An 18,677-nucleotide genomic window follows, 5' to 3' on the forward strand; every position below is an offset into this window, starting at 1 on the left:
CGCCGGGGTGACTTCCGCTCGTACCAGAAGCGCCCGCGCCGAGGACGGACCCCCGTACGGCCCCTCCGGCCCGCCCCACCGACGAACCCCGCAAGGCACAAGCCCCCAGCCCGCCGCACCGACGAACCCCGCAGAACACAAGCCCCCAGCGACCGCGTCGAGACACCAGGCCTCAGCCAGGACGGAGCCCCGCCAAACCCCCGTGCACCCCCCACCGGCCGTACGGCAGCATGGCCCCATGACCGCACTGCAGCGCGACGAGGCGCAGACCCGAGCCCGACTCATCGACGTCCACCGCTACACCGTCGAACTCGACCTCACCCAAGGTGAGGAACGCTTCGGCTCCAGTACGGTCATCCACTTCACCGCCAAGGCCGCCGGCGACACCTTCGTCGAGCTCAAGCCCGCCGAGCTGCACTCCGCCACCCTCGACGGCCACCCCCTCGACCCCGCGGCCCTCGACGGCAACCGCCTCCCGCTCACCGGCCTGGCCCCCGGCGACCACGAACTGCGCCTGGACGCCACCATGCGCTACTCCCGCACCGGCGAAGGCATGCACCGCTTCACCGACCCCGCCGACGGCGAGACCTACACCTACACCCAGCTGTTCCTCGACGACGTCCAGCGCGTCTTCGCCGCCTTCGACCAGCCCGACCTCAAAGCCGTCTTCGAGCTGACCGTCACCGCCCCCGACGGCTGGAGCGTCCTCGCCAACGGCATCACCGAGCACGTGGGGGAGGGCCGCTGGAAGGCCGCCCCCACCCCCCTGATCTCCACCTACCTCGTCGCCGTCGCCGCCGGCCCCTGGCACTCCGTACGCACCGAACACGCCGGACTGCCCTTCGGCATCCACTGCCGCCGCTCCCTCGCGCCCCACCTGGACGCCGACGCCGAGGAACTCCTCGACATCACCCGCCGCTGCTTCGACCGCTACCACGAGATCTTCGACGAGCCCTACCCCTTCGACTCCTACGACCAGGCCTTCGTCCCCGAGTTCAACTCCGGCGCCATGGAGAACCCGGGCCTGGTCACCTTCCGCGACGAATTCGTCTACCGCTCCGCCGTCACCGACACCGAACGCCAGACCCGCGGCATGGTCATCTCCCACGAAATGGCCCACATGTGGTTCGGCGACCTGGTCACCCTCCAGTGGTGGGACGACATCTGGCTCAACGAGTCCTTCGCCGAGTACATGGGCTACCAGGTCCTCGCCGAGGCCACCCGCTTCACCGACACCTGGACCGACTTCGCCGTCGCCCGCAAGGGCTGGGGCTACGACGCCGACCAGCGCCCCTCCACCCACCCCGTCGCCCCCGCCCCCGAGGACGTCCCCGACACCGCCTCCGCCCTCCTCAACTTCGACGGCATCTCCTACGCCAAGGGCGCCTCCGCCCTGCGCCAGCTCGTCGCCTGGATGGGCAACAAGGACTTCCTCACCGGCATCAACGACCACTTCGCCCGGCACCGCTTCGGCAACGCCACCCTCGCCGACTTCATCGACTCCCTCGCCCGCGCCACCGACCGCGATGTGCACGCCTGGGCCGCACGCTGGCTGCGCACGACCGGAGTCGACACCCTCACCCCCGTCGTCCACGAAGGCCGCGACGGCCACTGGAGCCTGGCCGTCGACCACACCGGAAGCCAGGACGGCACCCGCCCCCACCACCTCACCGTCGGCCTCTACGACCGCGACCCGCACACCCCCGGCCGCCTCGTCCCCCGCACCCCCCTGTCCTGGGACCTGCCCCACGACGGCGACCACACCGCCACCGGCGGCCGCCCCGCCCTGCTCCTCCTCAACGACCAGGACCTCACCTACGCCAAGGTCCGCCTCGACCCCCGCTCCTGGGACACCGCCCTCGACGCCCTGTCCGGGCTCCCCGACCCGCTGACCCGCTCCGTCGTATGGAACGCCGCCCGCGACATGGTCCGCGACGGCGAACTGCCGCCCACCGCCTACCTCGACGCCGCCCGCGCCCACCTCCCGCACGAAACCGACCTCGCCATCATCCAGGGCGTCCTCGCCTTCGCCCGCACCCAGATCGCCGACCGCTACCTCCCCCTCCCGGAGCGCCACACCGCCCTGGCCACCCTCACCGCCCTCAGCCGCGAGATACTCCGCCGCACCGAAGGCCCCGAGAACGGCACCACCAACGGACTGCGGCTCACCGCCGTACGCACCTACATCGACAGCGCCACCACCCCCGAAGGCATCCAGGACTGGCTCGACGACGGCAGCGTCCCCGGCGGCCCGCACCTCGACCCCGAACTGCGCTGGCGCATCCTCGGCCGGCTCGCCACCCTCGGCGCCGCCACCCCCGAGCTCATCGACGCCGAACTCGCCCGCGACCCCAGCGCCACCGGCCGCGAAGGCGCCGCCCGCTGCCGCGCCGCCCTCCCCGACCCGGCCGCCAAACAAGCCGCCTGGGACGCCCTGTTCACCACCGACGAGCCCACCGCCCTGTCCAACTACCTCTTCACCGCCACCGCCACCGGCTTCTGGGCACCCGAGCACCACGACCTGCTCCGCCCCTACGTCGCCCGCTACTTCACCGGCGTCCCCGCCCTCGCCGCCGCCCGCGGCCCGGCCGTCGCCGAAGCCGCCGGCCGCTACGCCTTCCCCGCCGCCTTCATCGACGAGGACACCCTCCGCCTCGGCGAAGCCTGCCTCGCCGACGGCGACCCCACTCCCGCCCTCCGCCGCAAGCTCATCGACCAACTCGACGATCTGCGGCGGGCGTTGAAGGTCCGGACGGCGGCCGCCGCCGGGTAGCGCGCACGGCACCACGGGTGCCGCCGGACCGGCAGGCGGCGGCACCCGAACACCTGCGGTACACCCGTACCACTTTCGGGTGGTATGACTGCGACCAGTGGATACGCAGCGTACGGGGAAAGTAACTTAGGGCCGCCTAACGGCTGTCCATGCGGACGGCCTCCCCGGCACAGCCCGCACCCCCGACAGAAGAGCGCCCCGATGCCCGTGCCCCCTGCCGGCACCGCCCTCGCAGGCGGCACCAACGGCCCCCGCGCACTGCGCCCCCTCCTCGACACCGTCCTCGACGCCCTCACCACCGGCGCCGAGGACCGCGCAGGACCGCTCCCGCCCGGCGGCCCCGACGCCGTCGCCCGCGCCGTACACGACGCCTGCCACCCCCTGCTCCCCGAACACGGCACAGGACCGCACGCCGCCCTGCGCACCCTCGTCCACACCCTCGCCGCCGGCGCCGCCGACCCCGCCGACCCCCACTGCGCCGCCCATCTGCACTGCCCGCCGCTGGCCCTCGCCACCGCCGCGGACCTCGCCGCCGGCGCCCTCAACCCCTCGATGGACTCCTGGGACCAGGCCCCCGCCGCCTCCGCACTCGAAGCCCTCACCAGCCGCGCCCTCGCCGCGCTCGTCTACCCGCGGGCCACCGGCCCCGACGCCCTGGTCACCACCGGCGGCACCGAATCCAACCAGCTCGGCATCCTCCTCGCCCGCGAAGCCGCCGCCCCCGACCCCTCCGCGACCGGCCCCCTCCAGATCGTCTGCGGCGCCAACGCCCACCACTCCATCCACCGCTCCGCCTGGCTCCTCGGCCTCCCCGAACCCGTCACCCTCCCCACCCCCGACGGCATCCTCACCCCCGACATCGTCCACACCTGCCTCGCCAGCCTCACCGGACACACCGGCCCGGTCCTCCTCACCGCCACCGCAGGCACCACCGACTCCGGCGCCATCGACCCCCTCCCCGCCCTCGCCGACATCGCCGCCCACCACGGCGCCCGCCTCCACATCGACGCCGCCTACGGCGGCCCCCTCCTCTTCAGCGACACCCACCGCACCGCCCTCGAAGGCCTCGACCGCGCCCACACCGTCGCCCTCGACCTGCACAAACTCGGCTGGCAACCGGTCGCCGCCGGCCTCCTCGCCGTCCCCGACCCCGCCACCCTCGCCCCCCTCACCCACCAGGCCGACTACCTCAACGCCGACGACGACACCGAAGCCGGCCTCCCCGACCTCCTCAGCCGCTCACTGCGCACCACCCGCCGCCCCGACATCCTCAAGATCGCCGTCACCCTCAAAGCCCTCGGCCGCCACGGCCTCGGCGAACTCGTCGACCGCACCCTCGCCGCCGCCCAGACCCTCGCCGACCTCATCGACGACCACCCCCGCTACGAACTCCACTCCCGCCCCACCCTCACCACCGTCCTCTTCCGCCCCACCGGCGCCGACGACACCACCCTCGCCACCATCCGCCGCACCCTCCTCACCGACGGACAAGCCGTCCTCGGCCGCGCCACCACCCCCAGCGGCCTCTGGCTCAAGGCCACCCTCCTCAACCCCCACACCCAACCCGGAGACCTCACCACCCTCCTCAAACTCGTGGAAGGCCACATCCCCCGATGACCACCGCCCCCGAAACCCCCCTCGCCACCCCCACCGCGAGCCCCGACGAACCCCTCGACCTCGCCGGCATCGGCATCGGCCCCTTCAACCTCTCCCTCGCCGCCCTCGCCCACCCCCTCACCCTGCGCACCGCCTTCTACGACCAGCGCCCCGACTTCCACTGGCACCCCGGCCTCCTCATCGACGGCGCCACCCTCCAAGTCCCTTTCCTCGCCGACCTCGTCACCCTCGCCGACCCCGCCAGCCCCTGGACCTTCCTCAACTACCTCAAGACCCGCGAACGCCTCTTCCCCTTCTACTTCGCCGAGCGCTTCCACATCCACCGCGCCGAATACGACGCCTACTGCCGCTGGGTCAGCGAAAACCTCCCCGGCCTCCACTTCGGCCACCAGATCGACGCCGTCCGCTGGAACCCCGAACACGAAGCCTTCGAAGTCGACTTCACCCAACTCGACACCGAAGGCGAAGCCCAGGCCCTCGGCCGCACCTACGCCCGCAACCTCGTCCTCGGCATCGGCACCACCCCCCACATCCCCGTCCCGCTCCGCCCCCTCGCCGACGCCCCCGCCGTCCCCGTCATCCACTCCGCCGACTACCTCGACCACCGCGAACGCCTGCTCGCCGCCGACCACATCACCGTCATCGGCGCCGGCCAGTCAGGCGCCGAAATCTTCCTCGACCAGCTCCGCGCCCGCCCCACCGGCCGCGAAGGCATCCACTGGCTCGCCCGCACCCCCGCCTTCGCCCCCATGGAATACAGCAAACTCGGCCTCGAACACTTCACCCCCGACTACACCCGCTACTTCCACGCCCTCCCCGAACGCGTCCGCGACGACCTCGTCCCCGGCCAATGGCAGCTCCACAAAGGCATCGACCACGACACCCTCGCCGCCATCCACGACGAGCTCTACCGCCGCACCCTCGACGGCGGCTGGCCCGACGCCACCCTCACCCCCGGCGTCTCCGTACGCACCGCCGGCCGCGTCGGCACCACCAAAGTCGAACTCCACCTCGACCACACCCAGCAAGGCACCCGCTCCCGCCTCACCACCGACGCCGTCGTCCTCGCCACCGGCTACCGCGAACGCCGCATGGACACCCTCCTCGCCGCCCTCGACCCCTACCTACGCCGCGACGCCAGCGAACGCCCCCGCGTCGACGCACACCACCGCCTCGTCCTCGACCCCTCCGTCACCGGCTCCCTCTACGTCCAGAACGCCGAAACCCACACCCACGGCGTCGGCACCCCCGACCTCGGCCTCGCCGCCTGGCGCAGCGCCACCATCCTCAACTCCCTCACCGACACCACCCCCTACCCCCTCCCCACCCGCACCGCCTTCACCACCTTCGGCCTCCCGCAGCCCACCACCTCTCCACCAGGCCCCGTGCCCCGCCAGGGCTCCACCCTCGTCCCACGCCACTGACCCACGGCGGCGATGCCCCGCCGGGCACCGCCGCCGCCCCCGGACCGCCGACCGGCCTCAGAACACCGGCACCCCGTCCCGCGTCAACTTCCAGTCCACCGAAGAGAACTGCGACCCATCGATCACCTTCGCCTCCCGGACCCACCCGATAATCACGTTCCGGATCTCGTCCGACGTCGACCACACCTGCTGCGCCGCCGCCACATGCGGGAAATTGCCACCGCCACTCGCCCGGTAATTGTTCACCGCCAGCACAAACCGCGCCGCGTCCTCCACCGGCTTCCCGCCGAACATCAGCTTCCCGATCCGCCCGCCCGCCGGCTTCGCGATATCGATCTCGTACGACACGCCACTCACCGCGTCATAGTTGTAATCCGGAATGCCGTCCGCATTCGTGATCTTTTCCGGATCCACCGGACCACCGGCCGCCGTCCGCACGTAATACCGCGCCGAGAACTCCAGATACTCACGCAGCTGCGCACCCGTCAGCACCCGCGCCTCCAGCGTGTTGTCGAACGGATACAGCGCCGCCATCGACCGGATCGTCACATCCCCCTCCGGCACCCGCGCCGTACGCGAGAAACACGACGCCTGCGACACCACCGGCAAAGACGCGTACTCCGTCCCCGCCAACGCCTTGCGCACCACCTCCGCCTGGACGAAAGCGATGAAATCCAGTATCGGAGTGTCCTTCACCGGCGCCTCGGCCGCCGTCATCTCCGCCTTCGACCGGCCGATCACCCGGTTCACATACGCCACGACCTTCCGATGCTCCGCCCGCAGCAATCCCGTGATCCGCGCATCCTCCGCCACCGCATTCGAATTCAAGACCCGCGAGCCCACCGACCCCACCACCCAGCGCCCCCGACGCCACTCCACCGCCACATCGAAAAGCGTCAGCCGCTGCCCCCACTTCAACGGCTCCGAGAGCACCACCTCCCGGCCCGTCTCCTTGTTCCGCACCCGCCGCTCGGCGACCTCCACATGCGCATGCCCCACCAAGATCGCATCGATCCCCGGAACCTGCTCCGCCACCAACACCGCCGCATTCTCCACATACGGCAACTGATCCCCGTACGACGACGTCCCGCTCATCCCCGAATGCGCCGCCACGAACACCACATCCGCGCCCATCGACCGCAGCTTCGGCACCCATTTCGCCGCCTGCTCCACCAGGCCCGGAAACGCCAGCTTCCCCTGCACATGCGCCCTGTCCCACAGCGCGATCCCCGGATTCGTCAGACCCAGCACCGCCACCCGCACATCCCGCCCTCGCGGCGTCCGCAACCGCTTCATCACATAGGGACGGAATGCCGGCCGCAGCGACGTCGCATCCACCGCATTCGCCCCCAGCAGCGGAAAATCACAGCTCTCCTCGAACTTCCGCAGCACCGGAATGCCGTAATTGAACTCGCGATTCCCCAGCGCCGCCGCGTCATAGCCGATCGCGTTCATCGCCCGCGCCATCGGATGCACCGGACCCCGCGGATCCGTGATCGGATCCACCTTCGCGTAGTAATACGCCAGTTGCGTGCCCTGAATCGTGTCACCGGCATCGATCAGCAGCGTATTGCGCCGGCCCTTCTCCCGCCGCACATCAGACACCAGCGTCGAGATCTTCGCCAGCCCCACATCGTTGTGCGCCGCATCGTCGAACTCGGCGTCCGCGGCATAGTCCCAGTTGAAGACATTGCCGTGCAGATCCGTGGTGCCCATGACGGTGAAGGCGTACCGCTCCGGACGGCCACCATGACCGTCACCGTCCCGCTGCCGCAGCTCCGCCGCCTGTGCCGACGGCGCACCCGCCGCCCCCGCGAGCGCCACCCCCGCCCCCGTCACCACGGAACCCCCCACGAACTTCCTACGGTCGAGCGACATGCCAACTCCCTTGGACGAACAGCCTCACGGACACGGACAACGCGCGTAGATTCTGGCGCAGCCACCCCACCCGCAACACCCCTCACATCCACCCGCCGGAACTCCCACCCCACCCCGCCGCGATATGCGACCCTTCGGCCACCCGCACCCCGAGGAGCCCCCCATGACCGACCCGAGCCACGACGCCCCCATCGAAGACACCCCCATCGACACCACCCCCGCCACAACCACCCCCACCGCCCTGCCCTACGGCACCCCCGACACCCCCCGACTCGCCGTACGCGGCGAAGCCCGCCTCGAAGTCGACCCCGAAATCGCCCGCATCACCGTCACCATCAGCGCCCGCGGCACCGACCGCACAGCCGCCCTCACCGACCTCACCCAGCGCAACGAAGCCGCCCTCACCCTCATCAAGAGCTACGGCGACGCCATCGAAAGACTCGAAACCGGCTCCTTCAGCCTCACCCCGCAACTCACCGACAAAGGCCGCCACGAACGCATCCGCGCCTACCACGGACGCGTCACCCACACCGCCACCCTCAACGACTTCACCACCCTCGGCGAACTCACCACCCGCCTCGCCGACCTCGACCTCACCCGCGTCGACGGCCCCTGGTGGGCCCTGCGCCACGACTCACCCGCCCACCGCGACGCCCGCACCCAAGCCGTACGCGAAGCCGTCCAGCGCGCCCGCGAATACGCCGAAGCCCTCGGCGCCCGCCTCGACGCCATCGTCGAGATCGCCGACCTCGGCGCAGAGAACACCGCCCCCGCCGCCTCCGCCATGCGTTCCTACGCCGGCTACGGCGGCGCCTCCGTCCAGGAAGCCGCCCCGGCCCTCGACCTCGAACCCCAGCGCCAGACCGTCTACGCCAACGTCAACGCGCGCTTTACGATGACCCGTCCCGCACTGTGAGACCACCCGGCGCGAAGGCGAATTTCCGCTCATAGGAGCGCCTCCGCGCCCATTCCAATACTTGTCAACAGCCTTTCACCCAGCGCTCGTTGAGCAGTCACTTCTTCACAGTTCCCTACCGCCGGGTAGGTCATAGAGTCGAAGACATGCGCCGAGCAAAGATCGTCTGCACTCTGGGACCCGCCACCGACTCGTACGAGCAGATCAAGGCCCTCGTCGAGGCCGGAATGGACATCGCCCGCTTCAACCTCAGCCATGGCACCTACGCCGACCACGAGGCGCGATTCGACCGGGTCCGCAAAGCATCCGAAGAAACCCGCCGCAGCGTCGGAATCCTCGCCGACCTTCAAGGTCCGAAGATCCGCCTCGGCCGATTCCGGGAAGGACCCGTACTTCTCGAACGCGACGACGAGTTCACCATCACCGTCGAACCGTCCACCGAAGGCGACCGCCACCTCTGCGGCACCACCTACCACGGCCTCGCCGACGACGTCACCACCGGCGAACGCATCCTCGTCGACGACGGCAAGGTGACCCTGGAAGTCACCGGCGTCGAAGGACCCCGCGTCCACACCAAGGTCATCGAAGGCGGCATGGTCTCCGACCACAAGGGCCTCAACCTCCCCGGCGTCGCCGTCTCCGTCCCCGCCCTCTCCGAGAAGGACCAGGACGACCTCCGCTGGGCCCTGCGCTACGGCGCCGACATCATCGCCCTTTCCTTCGTCCGCAGCGGCCGCGACATCGAAGACGTCCACCGCATCATGCGCGAAGAGGGCCGCTTCCTCCCCGTCATCGCCAAGGTCGAAAAGCCCCAGGCCGTCGACAACATCGACGACATCGTGGCCGCCTTCGACGGCATCATGGTCGCCCGCGGCGACCTCGGCGTCGAAATGCCCCTCGAAACCGTCCCGATCGTCCAGAAGCGCGCCATCAAACTCGCCAAGCGCAACGCCAAGCCGGTCATCGTCGCCACCCAGATGCTCGACTCGATGATCGACAACTCCCGGCCCACCCGCGCCGAGGCCTCCGACGTCGCCAACGCCGTCATCGACGGCACCGACGCCGTCATGCTCTCGGGTGAGACCAGCGTCGGAAAGTACCCCACCGAAACGGTCAAGACGATGAGCCGCATCGTCGAAGCCGCCGAGGAAGACCTCCTCGCCAAGGGCCTCCCGCCGCTCAACGAGGCCAACAAGCCCCGCACCCAGGGCGGCGCCGTCGCCCGCGCCGCCGCCGACATGGGCGACTTCCTCGGCGCCAAGTTCCTCGTCGCCTTCACCCAGTCCGGCGACACCGTCCGCCGCCTCTCCCGCTACCGCTCGCCGATCCCCCTCCTGGCCTTCACCCCCGACCCGGCCACCCGCTCCCAGCTCAACGTCAGCTGGGGCGTGGAGACCTTCCTCGGCCCGACCGTCAACTCCACGGACGAGATGGTCGCCCAGGTCGACGAGCAGCTGCTGAAGCTCGGCCGCTGTCAGAAGGGCGACATCGTCATCATCACCGCCGGCTCCCCGCCCGGCGTCCCCGGCTCCACCAACCTCGTCCGCGTCCACCACATCGGCGAGGACGACTCCCCGAAGTAGCCCCACCCGCACCACACTTGAACCCGCTGGGCCGAGGAACTGACTGCCGTCCCTGTCAGTACTTCGGCCCGATGTGTTGGTCCATGAGGGCTACGGAGGCGCGCCGGGCGACGGAGATGTTCTCCGCTTTACGGGACTGCCGCGCGGGCTTCCATTCGACGCCGACCTTGTCGAGGGCGTCCGTGTAGAGCCGCAGGATGTCGGCGGACATGTTGGTGAAGAAGTACCGGGGGTATTCGTAGCGCTTGCGCTCCCCGCCGACTAAGCGCGTCGTCCAGTTGGTGATCCGGCAGCCGTCGGAGTGGATCAGTCCGCGGAGGAAATCCCAGGGGTGGGCGTCCACGATCTGCTGCTGCCATGGCTCCAGGGCGATCCGCCGCTGGTGCTTCTTGCCGGGGCCGTGCTGGGGGAAGAGGCACGGCCAGTGATGGCTGTAGCTCGTCACCATGACGCAGCCTTCGCGCTGGATGATGCCCACGCTGTTCATGGGGCGGACCGCCTTTATCGCCTCGCGACACGCCACGATGAGCCCGGGCCAGGCGTCCGCGCAGGCGATGCGGAGCGCGTACCCGCGTCCTCTCGGCTGTCTGCTGATACAGCCGTCACCTAGGTAGAGGCCGAGCAGGTACGCGTAGGGGGCGGCTGCGGCAGGCGGTCGCGGTACTCGTTCGCAGCGAGGACATTCCGTTGCGCGCGAAATCGGCTCGATGCGGGTCTGCCATGAGCGGATTGCGTACCGGGATATTCCGGTCTGCTTGCTGACGGAGTTGAGGCTGCGTCCTTGGGCAACGAGAGCCAGGGCGCGTTCACGCGCTGCAATGTCGTACATACATGCGAGCGTGATGCGGCCGCTGTCGCATTGGGCCGAATCGAAGGAATGTTCACCAGGTCGAGTGAAGATCGCCAACCGCGCGTGAAGCCTTCGATTTGAAGATCAAGTGCCCCGGGTGGGATTCGAACCCACGCTATATGGTGTTTGAGACCATCGCCTCTGCCTCTGGGCTACCGGGGCATCCTTCGATATGAAGGTCAACGGAGACCCGCCGTGCATCAAACATACAGGAGATAGGTAGGCTCATGGGGCACCACCTGCCTGGAACGAGGAGTCCCGTGAGCGCCGCCGAGCCCGAGCAGCCCGTCGCCGAAGACGATCAGTCGCACGTCCCGCCGCTGACCACGCGCGTCGTGATCGCCGAGGACGAGGCCCTCATCCGTCTCGACCTCAAAGAGATGCTGGAGGAGGAGGGCTACACCGTCGTCGGCGAGGCCGGAGACGGGCAGACCGCTGTGGAGCTGGCCCGGGAGCACCGCCCCGATCTGGTGATTCTGGACGTGAAGATGCCGGTTCTGGACGGTATCTCGGCGGCCGAGAAGATCGCCGAGGAGAGCATCGCGCCGGTGCTGATGCTGACCGCGTTCTCGCAGCGTGAGCTGGTGGAGCGGGCGCGGGACGCGGGTGCGATGGCGTATCTGGTGAAGCCGTTCTCCAAGAGCGATGTCGTGCCGGCGATCGAGATGGCGGTGAGCCGGTTCACGGAGCTGAAGACGCTGGAGAAGGAGGTCGCGGACCTCACGCAGCGGCTGGAGACCCGGAAGCTGGTGGACCGGGCGAAGAGCATTCTGCAGACGCAGTACGGGCTGACGGAGCCGGCCGCGTTCCGGTGGATCCAGAAGACGTCGATGGATCGCCGGCTGTCGATGCAGCAGGTGGCCGAGGCGGTCATCGAGGACGCCGAGGAGAAGAAGCAGCAGAAGAAGGACTAGAGCCTGTCCGCGCTGTGCGTGTGAGCGGCCCCGTACCGGTGGTGATCGGTGCGGGGCCGCTTTGTGTGGGCGGGTTGTTCGGGTGTTTCAGTCCTCGCCGAGGTAGGCCTTGCGGACGGATTCGTCGTGGAGGAGGGATTCGCCGGTTCCGGAGAGGGCGATCCGGCCGATTTCCATGACGTGGGCGTGGTCGGCGAGGGAGAGGGCGGCTTGGGCGTTCTGTTCCACGAGGAGGATGGTGGTGCCCTGGGCGCGGAGTTCGCGGATGGTCTCCATGATTTTCTGCATCATGATCGGCGAGAGGCCCATGGAAGGTTCGTCGAGCATGAGGAGTTTGGGCCGGGACATCAGGGCGCGGCCCATGGCGAGCATTTGCTGTTCGCCCCCGGAGAGGGTGCCGGAGGCTTGTCTGCGGCGTTCGCCGAGGATGGGGAAGAGGTCGTAGACGCGCTGGATGTCGGCGTCGATGCCGGCGGGATCCTTGCGGAGGAAGGCGCCGAGCTGGAGGTTCTCGGCGATGGTCAGGCGGGGGAAGAGGCGGCGGCCTTCGGGGGAGTGGGCGAGGCCGCGTTCGACGATTTTGTGGGCGGGGACGCCGTTGAGGGGCTTTCCGTCGAAGGTGATGGTGCCGGCGAGGGGCTTGAGGAGGCCGGAGAGGGTGCGCAGGGTGGTGGTTTTGCCGGCGCCGTTGGTGCCGATGAGGGTGACGGCCTGGCCTGCTTCGACGGAGAACGAGATGCCTTTGACGGCTTCGATCTTGCCGTAGGCGACGCGGAGGTCCTTGACTTCGAGCAGTGCGGTCATGGGGTGTCTCCGCTCTGTTCCCCGGCCGGTCGGTGGTCCGGCTTCGCGGTGTCGCTGGTGGTGGCCGGTTCCACGGGTTCTCCGAGGTAGGCGGCGATGACGCGGTCGTCGGCCTGGACGATGTCCGAGGTGCCTTCGATGAGTTTCTGGCCTTGGACGAGGACGGCGACGCGGTCGCAGAGGTTGAAGATGAAGCGCATGTCGTGCTCGATGACGAGTACGGCGGTGCCTTGGGCGCGGATGGCGAGGACGAGGTCCTGGGTGGCGCGGGTTTCCTGGGGGTTCATTCCCGCGGTGGGTTCGTCGAGGAGGAGGAGTCCGGGTTCGCTGGCGAGGGCGCGGGCGATTTCGAGCTTGCGTTGTTCGCCGTAGGGGAGGTTGCGGGCGAGGTGGTCGCGTTTGTGGGCGAGTCCGGTGAATTCGAGGAGTTCCATGGCGCGTTCTTCGCTGCCGAGTTCGGCCTTTTTGAAGCCGGGGCCTCGGAGGAGTGCTGACCAGAGGCCTTCTTTGGTTCGTGTGTGACGGCCTACGAGGACGTTTTCCAGGACGGTCATGTTGGCGAAGAGGCGGATGTTCTGGAAGGTGCGGGCGATGCCGGCTTGGGTGACGAGGTGGGGTTTGCGGGAGAGGCGGGTGCCTCGGTAGCTGACGGTGCCTTCGGTGGGGGTGTAGAGGCCGGTGAGGCAGTTGAAGAAGGTGGTTTTGCCGGCGCCGTTGGGGCCGATGAGGCCGACGATTTCGCCGCTGTTGACGGTGAGGTCGACGCCCCGTACGGCGGTGAGGCCGCCGAAGCGCATGGTGACGCCGGATGCTTCGAGGACGGTGGCGGTGGTGGTGGGTGTGGTCATGGTGTCGTCACGCCTTTGCCTTGGTGACGCCGATGGTCGCGTCTGCGTCGGGCAGGCGCTGTTGATCGGGCACGTCGAGCTGGCCGGTCTCGTGGAATTCGAGCTGCTTCCTGCGGTCGGCGATGAGGCCTTCGGGGCGGAAGCGCATCAGCAGGACGAGGGCGATGCCGAAGAGGAGCAGCTGGTAGTCCTGGAGGAAGTCGAGCTTGGCCGGGATGAGGAAGAGCAGTGCGGCGCCGACGAGGGGTCCGCTGAGGGTGCCCATGCCGCCGAGGATGACGGCGGCGAGGAGGAAGGCGGAGTTGGGGGGCTGGGGTCCGGCGAACTGGAACTGCTCGGGTGTGGCTGTGGTGACGACGTGTGCGTGGACGGTGCCGGCGAGTCCGGCGAGGGCGGCGCCGAGGGCGAAGGCGAGGAGGCGGAGTCGGAAGCTGTTGATGCCCATGGCGATGGCGGCGGTTTCGTCTTCGCGGATGGCTATCCAGGCGCGGCCGATGCGGGAGGCTGCGGCGCGGCGGAAGACGAGGACGACGAAGGCGGTCACGAGGATCATCAGCAGGTAGTAGTTGCCGTAGGTGGCGATGGGGATGCCGAGGATGTCGTGGGGTTCGCCGAAGTTGAAGCCGAAGATTTCGAGGTTGGGGATGTTGGGGATGCCCATGGCGCCGTTGGTGACGTCGGGGCCGGTGGTGCCGTTGAGGTTCAGCATGGCGATGCGGAAGATCTCGCCGAAGCCGAGGGTGACGATGGCGAGGTAGTCGCCGCGTAGCCGGAGGGTGGGGGCGCCGATGAGGACGCCGAAGACGAGGGAGGCGGCGGCGCCGGTGAGGAGGGCGGCCCAGAAGGGGAAGTGGAGGCCGAGGGCGGATTCGGGGGAGCCGGAGACGAGGGCGGCGGCGTAGGCGCCGACGCCGAGGAAGGCGACGTATCCGAGGTCGAGGAGGCCGGCGAGGCCGACGACGACGTTGAGGCCCAGGGCGACGGTGGCGAAGATCAGGATGTTGGCCCCGATGATCGTGTACTGGTCGGTGTCCTGGGTGAGGGGGAAGCTGGCGGCGGCGATGAAGGCGGCGCAGAGGGCCGGGCCGCGATGCGCGTGGGTGAGTTCGGTGAGCCGTTTGATGAGTCCTGCCCGGTTGAGGGCGGGAATGGCGATCACCATGAAGATCAGGTAGCCGACGAAGGGGGCGCCGTCGTCGGTGTCGATGCCGTAGGTGAAGGCGAGGAGTCCGGTGCCGAAGGCCGCGGCGATGATGAGGATCTGGGCCCAGGCGGGGAGTTCGCGGGTGGGGCGCCGTACGGGGGTGGCGGTGAGGGCTGTGGTGAAGCGTTGCCAGGCGCCTTGGGGAGGTGTGTCCGGGGTGTGGTCGGCGGGGAGGCCGAGGGCGGCGAGGAGGGTGGCGAGGGAGGCGGCGCCGGCGAGGAAGCCGCCGGGTTCGAGGTTGACGAGGCCGCCCAGCTGGACGGCGATGGCGATGAGGGTGAACCAGGTGGCGGCGAAGGTGGCGAGGGCGGCGAGGAGGACGGGGGCGTTGCGGCCGCCGGGGGTGAGCCATTGGAGGCCGCGGATGCCGAGTCCTGCCGTGGTGAGGAGGAGGGTGAGGAGGCCGCCGACGAGGGTGAGGATCTGGAGGCCGGCGGGGGATCCGTAGTAGGTGAGTTCGCCGGGGAAGTCGTTGCTCCAGGTCCAGGCGAGGCTGGTGGTGAGGGCGGTGGTGAGGGCGGCCGCCGCGGTGGTGATGCGGGCGGGGCGTTCGGGGAGCGGGAGTACGCCCGGGGTGCGCGGGGTGTCGGGTGCGGTGGTCTTGGTGAGGTCTGTGGTCATCGGTATCACGCCCGATCCGCGACGCGTTCGCCCAGCAGGCCTTGTGGCCGCAGGAGGAGTACGAGGATGAGGAGGACGAAGGCCCAGACGTCCTTCCAGGCTCCGCCGCCGAATTGCTGCATGCCGGGGATGGCTTCGATGTAGGCGGTGGCGAGGGCTTCGGCGATGCCGAGGACGACGCCGCCGAGCATGGCGCCGTAGATGTTGCCGATGCCGCCGAGGACGGCGGCGGTGAAGGCCTTGAGGCCCATGATGAAGCCCATGCGGAATTGGACCTCGCCGGTGCGCAGTCCGTAGGCGACGGCGGCGACGCCGGCGAAGGCGGCGCCGATGGCGAAGGCGAGGACGATGATGCGGTCGGTGTTGATGCCCATGAGCTTGGCGGTGTCGGGGTCCTGGGCGGTGGCCTGCATGGCGCGGCCGCTGCGGGTTTTGGCGACGAAGAAGCCGAGGGCGATCATGCAGGCGGGGGCGGCGATGAGGACGAAGATGTCGCCGCGCTGGACGGTGGCGCCCAGGATGTCGAAGGCGTGGCCCTTGAACTGGGGGAAGACGCGGGCTTGTTTGCCGTCGGGGTACCACTTCCAGATGGCTTGCTGGAGGGCGATGGACAGGCCGATGGCGGTGATGAGGGGGGCGAGGCGGGGTGCGCCGCGCAGGGGCCGGTAGGCGAACCGTTCGGCTGCTATGCCGACGAGGACGGATACGGCGATGCCGCCGAGGAGCATGATCGGCAGGGCGAGGGCGAGTGAGGTGCCGGCGGGGAGGGCGAGGTAGACGCTGAGCGCTCCGAAGCCGCCGACCATGAAGATCTCGCCGTGGGCGAAGTTGATGAGCTGGACGATTCCGTAGACCATCGTGTAGCCGATCGCGATGAGTCCGTACATCGCGCCGAGGATGAGTCCGTTGGCCAGCTGTTGCGGCAGTTCGCTCACCGCAGGGCCTCCACTTGTGTGGGAGTTGGGGGTGTCCGGGGTGGCCCGGTGTGCCACGGGCCGCGCCAGGGTGGTGCGTGGCGTCCTGGCGCGGCCCGGGTCGTCGTGGTGCGGGTGTCCGTTGGGTCAGCTCTTGTCGAATTTCTTGAATTCGGCGCTGAAGCGGGAGGCCCACTTGCCCTTGTCGACCTGGTAGGCGGTGATCATGGTGTTGGTGGTGTCGCCGTATTTGTCGAAGGCGACCTTGCCGGTGACGCCGTCGAAGCTGACGGTGTTCATGGCGTCGACGACCTTCTTGCGGGCGTCGTCGGGGAGGGTGCCCTTGTTGTCCTCGACGACCTTCTTCACGGCCTGGATGACGGCCCAGGTGGCGTCGTAGGTGGAGCCGCCGTAGGCCTCGTAGGCCTCCTTGAAGCCGGCTGCCTTGTAGTCGGCGATGAACTTCTTGGCGGAGGGGAGTTCTTCGACGGGCTTGCCGACGGAGGAGGCGTAGTCGCCCTGGGCCTTCTTGTTGAGCTTGATGTAGTCGGCGCTGTACATGCCGTCGCCGCCCATGAGGGGTGCGGTGACGCCGCCGTCCTTGAGCTGCTGGCTGAGGGGGCCGGAGGCGGGGTATTCGCCGCCGTAGAAGACCAGGTCGGGCTTGGCGGACTTGACCTTGGAGACGACGGCCTTGAAGTCGCGGTCGTCGGGGCTGACGTGTTCGGTGCCGACGATCTTGCCGCCGAGCTTGGTGAACTGGTCCTTGAAGGAGGAGGCCAGGCCGACGCCGTAGGTCTTCTGGTCGTCGATGATGTAGGCCTTCTTGGCCTTCACCTTCTCCCAGGCGTACTGGCCGTCGAACGCGCCCTGCACCTCGTCGGTGGTGGCGGTGCGGAAGTACGTGGGGAACTGGCGGGCGCGCTTGTCCTTGCGCCAGTCGGGGCCCTGGGTGAGGTCGGGCGTGGTGTTCGCCGGGGATATCAGGGTGAGGTTGTTCTGCTTGGAGACCTGCTGCATGGACTGGGCGACGCCGGAGTTGAGCGGGCCGACGATGCCGAGGACGTCCTCGTCGCCGGCGAGCTTGGTGGTGTTCTGCTGGCCGACGTTGGGCAGGGCCTTGTCGTCGAGGGCTTCGAGTTTGAAGGTGACGCCCTTGACCTCGCCGGCTTTGTTGGCGTTGTCGACGGCGAGCTGGGCGGAGTTGCGGATGCCCAGGCCGAGGGCGGAGAGCTCGCCGGTGGTCGGGGCGTCGAGGCCGATGACGACGGTTGTCTTGGAGCCGTCGCCGCTCTTGTCGTCACCGCGCGACCCGCACGCGGAGAGCGTGAGGGCGCCGGTGGTGACTGCGGTGGTGAGGATGAGCAAGGAACGGTGACGCACGATCAGTCCTTTCCCTGGCGCGGCCATGGCTGTCGCTTGGCCGATTCGCGCGCCGGGCTGTACGTGGTACAGGGGTGTCCGTGCTCACAGCGGCTCCGGCAGCGCGGTGACTGGCGGTGACTCTAGAGCGGTGTTCGTCGCGTCGGCAGGGGCTGACCAGGATGTGACGCTCTTGTTATGACCGGCGATGAGTGTTTTGTGGTTATGGTCCTTACACCTGGGAGCGAACGCGGTGCGGAGGACGAACTCGCACTTCCACGGGTGGTTGGGCCGGGTGGCGCGCGGGTGGCGTCCGCTTATCGGATGCGGTGCGTGTGGTGGTGCCGCGGCGGATGGGTGGCCCGGTGCGTGGGTTGGGGCGGGATTGCACGTTTGTTACGTAGCGTTACGGACATGCGTACGGCCCCGCACCCGGAGGCGGGGCGGGGCCGTGGTGGTGGGCGGCGGTATGCCGTCCGGTTCCGGTCAGCTGCGGTAGGCGTCGGGGTCGGCGTCGCGCAGCATGCAGGTCAGGCGGGCGGTGCAGACCCGCTTGCCGTGTTCGTCGGTGATGACGATCTCGTAGCTGGTGGTGGAGCGGCCGCGGTGTACGGGGGTGGCGACGCCGGTGACCAGGCCGGAGCGGACCCCGCGGTGGTGGGTGCAGTTGAGGTCGACGCCGACGGCGATCTTGGTGGGGCCGCCGTGCAGCATCGCGCCGACGGAGCCGAGGGTTTCGGCCAGGACGGCGGAGGCGCCGCCGTGCAGCAGCCCGTAGGGCTGGGTGTTGCCCTCGACGGGCATGGTGCCGACGACGCGCTCCGGTGCCGCCTCGGTGACCTGGACGCTCATCCGCTCGCCGAGGTGTCCGGCGGAGAACAGGGCGGGCAGGTCGAGGCCGAGGCCCGCCCACTGGTCGAGGATCTGCTGCGGAAACTTCGTGGTGCCCTGCTCACCCATGCCTACGGC

14 protein-coding genes and 1 tRNA gene are annotated in these 18,677 nt (G+C 69.2%); 6 read left to right on the forward strand and 9 right to left on the reverse strand.

Going from position 1 to position 18,677, the window contains the following annotated elements; translation table 11 throughout:
* Positions 1 to 238: 238 nt before the first annotated feature.
* From pepN to ACWD6P_RS27895, 3 genes are all read left to right on the forward strand, one after another.
* Entirely contained in the window at positions 239 to 2,773 is a 2,535-nt protein-coding gene (gene pepN / locus ACWD6P_RS27885) for an aminopeptidase N (RefSeq protein WP_451446916.1), read from the forward strand.
* 201 nt (positions 2,774 to 2,974) lie between these two features.
* On the forward strand, positions 2,975 to 4,390 hold the full coding sequence (locus ACWD6P_RS27890) for a pyridoxal phosphate-dependent decarboxylase family protein (RefSeq protein ID WP_451446917.1): 1,416 nt from the start codon (positions 2,975 to 2,977) through the stop codon (positions 4,388 to 4,390).
* Positions 4,387 to 5,814, forward strand: a complete 1,428-nt coding sequence (locus ACWD6P_RS27895) for a lysine N(6)-hydroxylase/L-ornithine N(5)-oxygenase family protein (protein ID WP_451446918.1) — start codon at positions 4,387 to 4,389, stop codon at positions 5,812 to 5,814. The genes ACWD6P_RS27890 and ACWD6P_RS27895 overlap by 4 nt, the downstream gene beginning before the upstream one ends.
* Before the next feature lie 57 nt (positions 5,815 to 5,871).
* On the opposite strand, the gene ACWD6P_RS27900 is transcribed toward ACWD6P_RS27895, so the two are convergent.
* A complete protein-coding gene (locus tag ACWD6P_RS27900; protein WP_451446919.1) occupies positions 5,872 to 7,692 on the reverse strand; it encodes a bifunctional metallophosphatase/5'-nucleotidase in 1,821 nt (606 codons plus the stop codon).
* Between the two features lie 163 nt (positions 7,693 to 7,855).
* On the opposite strand from ACWD6P_RS27900, the gene ACWD6P_RS27905 reads away from it, so the two are divergent.
* Together ACWD6P_RS27905 and pyk are read left to right on the forward strand one after the other, a co-directional pair.
* Positions 7,856 to 8,608 (forward strand): SIMPL domain-containing protein, encoded by a 753-nt coding sequence (locus ACWD6P_RS27905; protein WP_451446920.1) that lies wholly within the window; start codon positions 7,856 to 7,858, stop codon positions 8,606 to 8,608.
* A 146-nt stretch (positions 8,609 to 8,754) separates the two neighbouring features.
* Entirely contained in the window at positions 8,755 to 10,191 is a 1,437-nt protein-coding gene (pyk, locus tag ACWD6P_RS27910) for a pyruvate kinase (RefSeq protein WP_451446921.1), read from the forward strand.
* Positions 10,192 to 10,246: 55 nt separating this feature from the next.
* Here pyk and ACWD6P_RS27915 read toward each other — a convergent pair whose 3' ends face one another.
* Entirely contained in the window at positions 10,247 to 11,020 is a 774-nt protein-coding gene (locus tag ACWD6P_RS27915) for a transcriptional regulator (protein ID WP_451446922.1), read from the reverse strand.
* Between the two features lie 110 nt (positions 11,021 to 11,130).
* A tRNA-Leu gene (locus ACWD6P_RS27920) sits at positions 11,131 to 11,203 on the reverse strand.
* A 98-nt stretch (positions 11,204 to 11,301) separates the two neighbouring features.
* Here ACWD6P_RS27920 and ACWD6P_RS27925 point away from each other — a divergent pair.
* Positions 11,302 to 11,955 (forward strand): ANTAR domain-containing response regulator, encoded by a 654-nt coding sequence (locus ACWD6P_RS27925; RefSeq protein ID WP_451446923.1) that lies wholly within the window; start codon positions 11,302 to 11,304, stop codon positions 11,953 to 11,955.
* An 87-nt stretch (positions 11,956 to 12,042) separates the two neighbouring features.
* On the opposite strand, the gene ACWD6P_RS27930 is transcribed toward ACWD6P_RS27925, so the two are convergent.
* From ACWD6P_RS27930 to ACWD6P_RS27955, 6 genes are all read right to left on the reverse strand, one after another.
* Positions 12,043 to 12,759: an ABC transporter ATP-binding protein gene (locus tag ACWD6P_RS27930; RefSeq protein WP_451446924.1), complete on the reverse strand. Its 717-nt coding sequence runs from the start codon at positions 12,757 to 12,759 to the stop codon at positions 12,043 to 12,045.
* The gene (locus ACWD6P_RS27935; RefSeq protein ID WP_451446925.1) at positions 12,756 to 13,607 is read right to left on the reverse strand and encodes an ABC transporter ATP-binding protein; all 852 of its coding nucleotides are present in this window, start codon (positions 13,605 to 13,607) and stop codon (positions 12,756 to 12,758) included. The genes ACWD6P_RS27930 and ACWD6P_RS27935 overlap by 4 nt, the downstream gene beginning before the upstream one ends.
* 7 nt (positions 13,608 to 13,614) lie before the next feature.
* On the reverse strand, positions 13,615 to 15,432 hold the full coding sequence (locus ACWD6P_RS27940; RefSeq protein WP_451446926.1) for a branched-chain amino acid ABC transporter permease: 1,818 nt from the start codon (positions 15,430 to 15,432) through the stop codon (positions 13,615 to 13,617).
* A 5-nt stretch (positions 15,433 to 15,437) separates the two neighbouring features.
* Positions 15,438 to 16,367: a branched-chain amino acid ABC transporter permease gene (locus tag ACWD6P_RS27945; RefSeq protein WP_451446927.1), complete on the reverse strand. Its 930-nt coding sequence runs from the start codon at positions 16,365 to 16,367 to the stop codon at positions 15,438 to 15,440.
* A gap of 126 nt (positions 16,368 to 16,493) precedes the next feature.
* Positions 16,494 to 17,714, reverse strand: a complete 1,221-nt coding sequence (locus tag ACWD6P_RS27950) for a branched-chain amino acid ABC transporter substrate-binding protein (RefSeq protein ID WP_451446948.1) — start codon at positions 17,712 to 17,714, stop codon at positions 16,494 to 16,496.
* Positions 17,715 to 18,194: 480 nt separating this feature from the next.
* Positions 18,195 to 18,668, reverse strand: a complete 474-nt coding sequence (locus ACWD6P_RS27955) for a PaaI family thioesterase (protein ID WP_451446928.1) — start codon at positions 18,666 to 18,668, stop codon at positions 18,195 to 18,197.
* Between the last annotated feature and the right edge of the window lie 9 nt (positions 18,669 to 18,677).

The organism is Streptomyces sp. NPDC002446 (assembly GCF_053595675.1).

Coding starts and splice junctions, on each gene's coding strand:
- pepN (WP_451446916.1), top strand. CDS start 239: ATGACCGCACTGCAGCGCGACGAGGCGCAGACCCGAGCCCGACTCATC.
- ACWD6P_RS27890 (WP_451446917.1), top strand. CDS start 2,975: ATGCCCGTGCCCCCTGCCGGCACCGCCCTCGCAGGCGGCACCAACGGC.
- ACWD6P_RS27895 (WP_451446918.1), top strand. CDS start 4,387: ATGACCACCGCCCCCGAAACCCCCCTCGCCACCCCCACCGCGAGCCCC.
- ACWD6P_RS27900 (WP_451446919.1), bottom strand. CDS start 7,692: ATGTCGCTCGACCGTAGGAAGTTCGTGGGGGGTTCCGTGGTGACGGGG.
- ACWD6P_RS27905 (WP_451446920.1), top strand. CDS start 7,856: ATGACCGACCCGAGCCACGACGCCCCCATCGAAGACACCCCCATCGAC.
- pyk (WP_451446921.1), top strand. CDS start 8,755: ATGCGCCGAGCAAAGATCGTCTGCACTCTGGGACCCGCCACCGACTCG.
- ACWD6P_RS27915 (WP_451446922.1), bottom strand. CDS start 11,020: ATGTACGACATTGCAGCGCGTGAACGCGCCCTGGCTCTCGTTGCCCAA.
- ACWD6P_RS27930 (WP_451446924.1), bottom strand. CDS start 12,759: ATGACCGCACTGCTCGAAGTCAAGGACCTCCGCGTCGCCTACGGCAAG.
- ACWD6P_RS27935 (WP_451446925.1), bottom strand. CDS start 13,607: ATGACCACACCCACCACCACCGCCACCGTCCTCGAAGCATCCGGCGTC.
- ACWD6P_RS27940 (WP_451446926.1), bottom strand. CDS start 15,432: ATGACCACAGACCTCACCAAGACCACCGCACCCGACACCCCGCGCACC.
- ACWD6P_RS27955 (WP_451446928.1), bottom strand. CDS start 18,668: ATGGGTGAGCAGGGCACCACGAAGTTTCCGCAGCAGATCCTCGACCAG.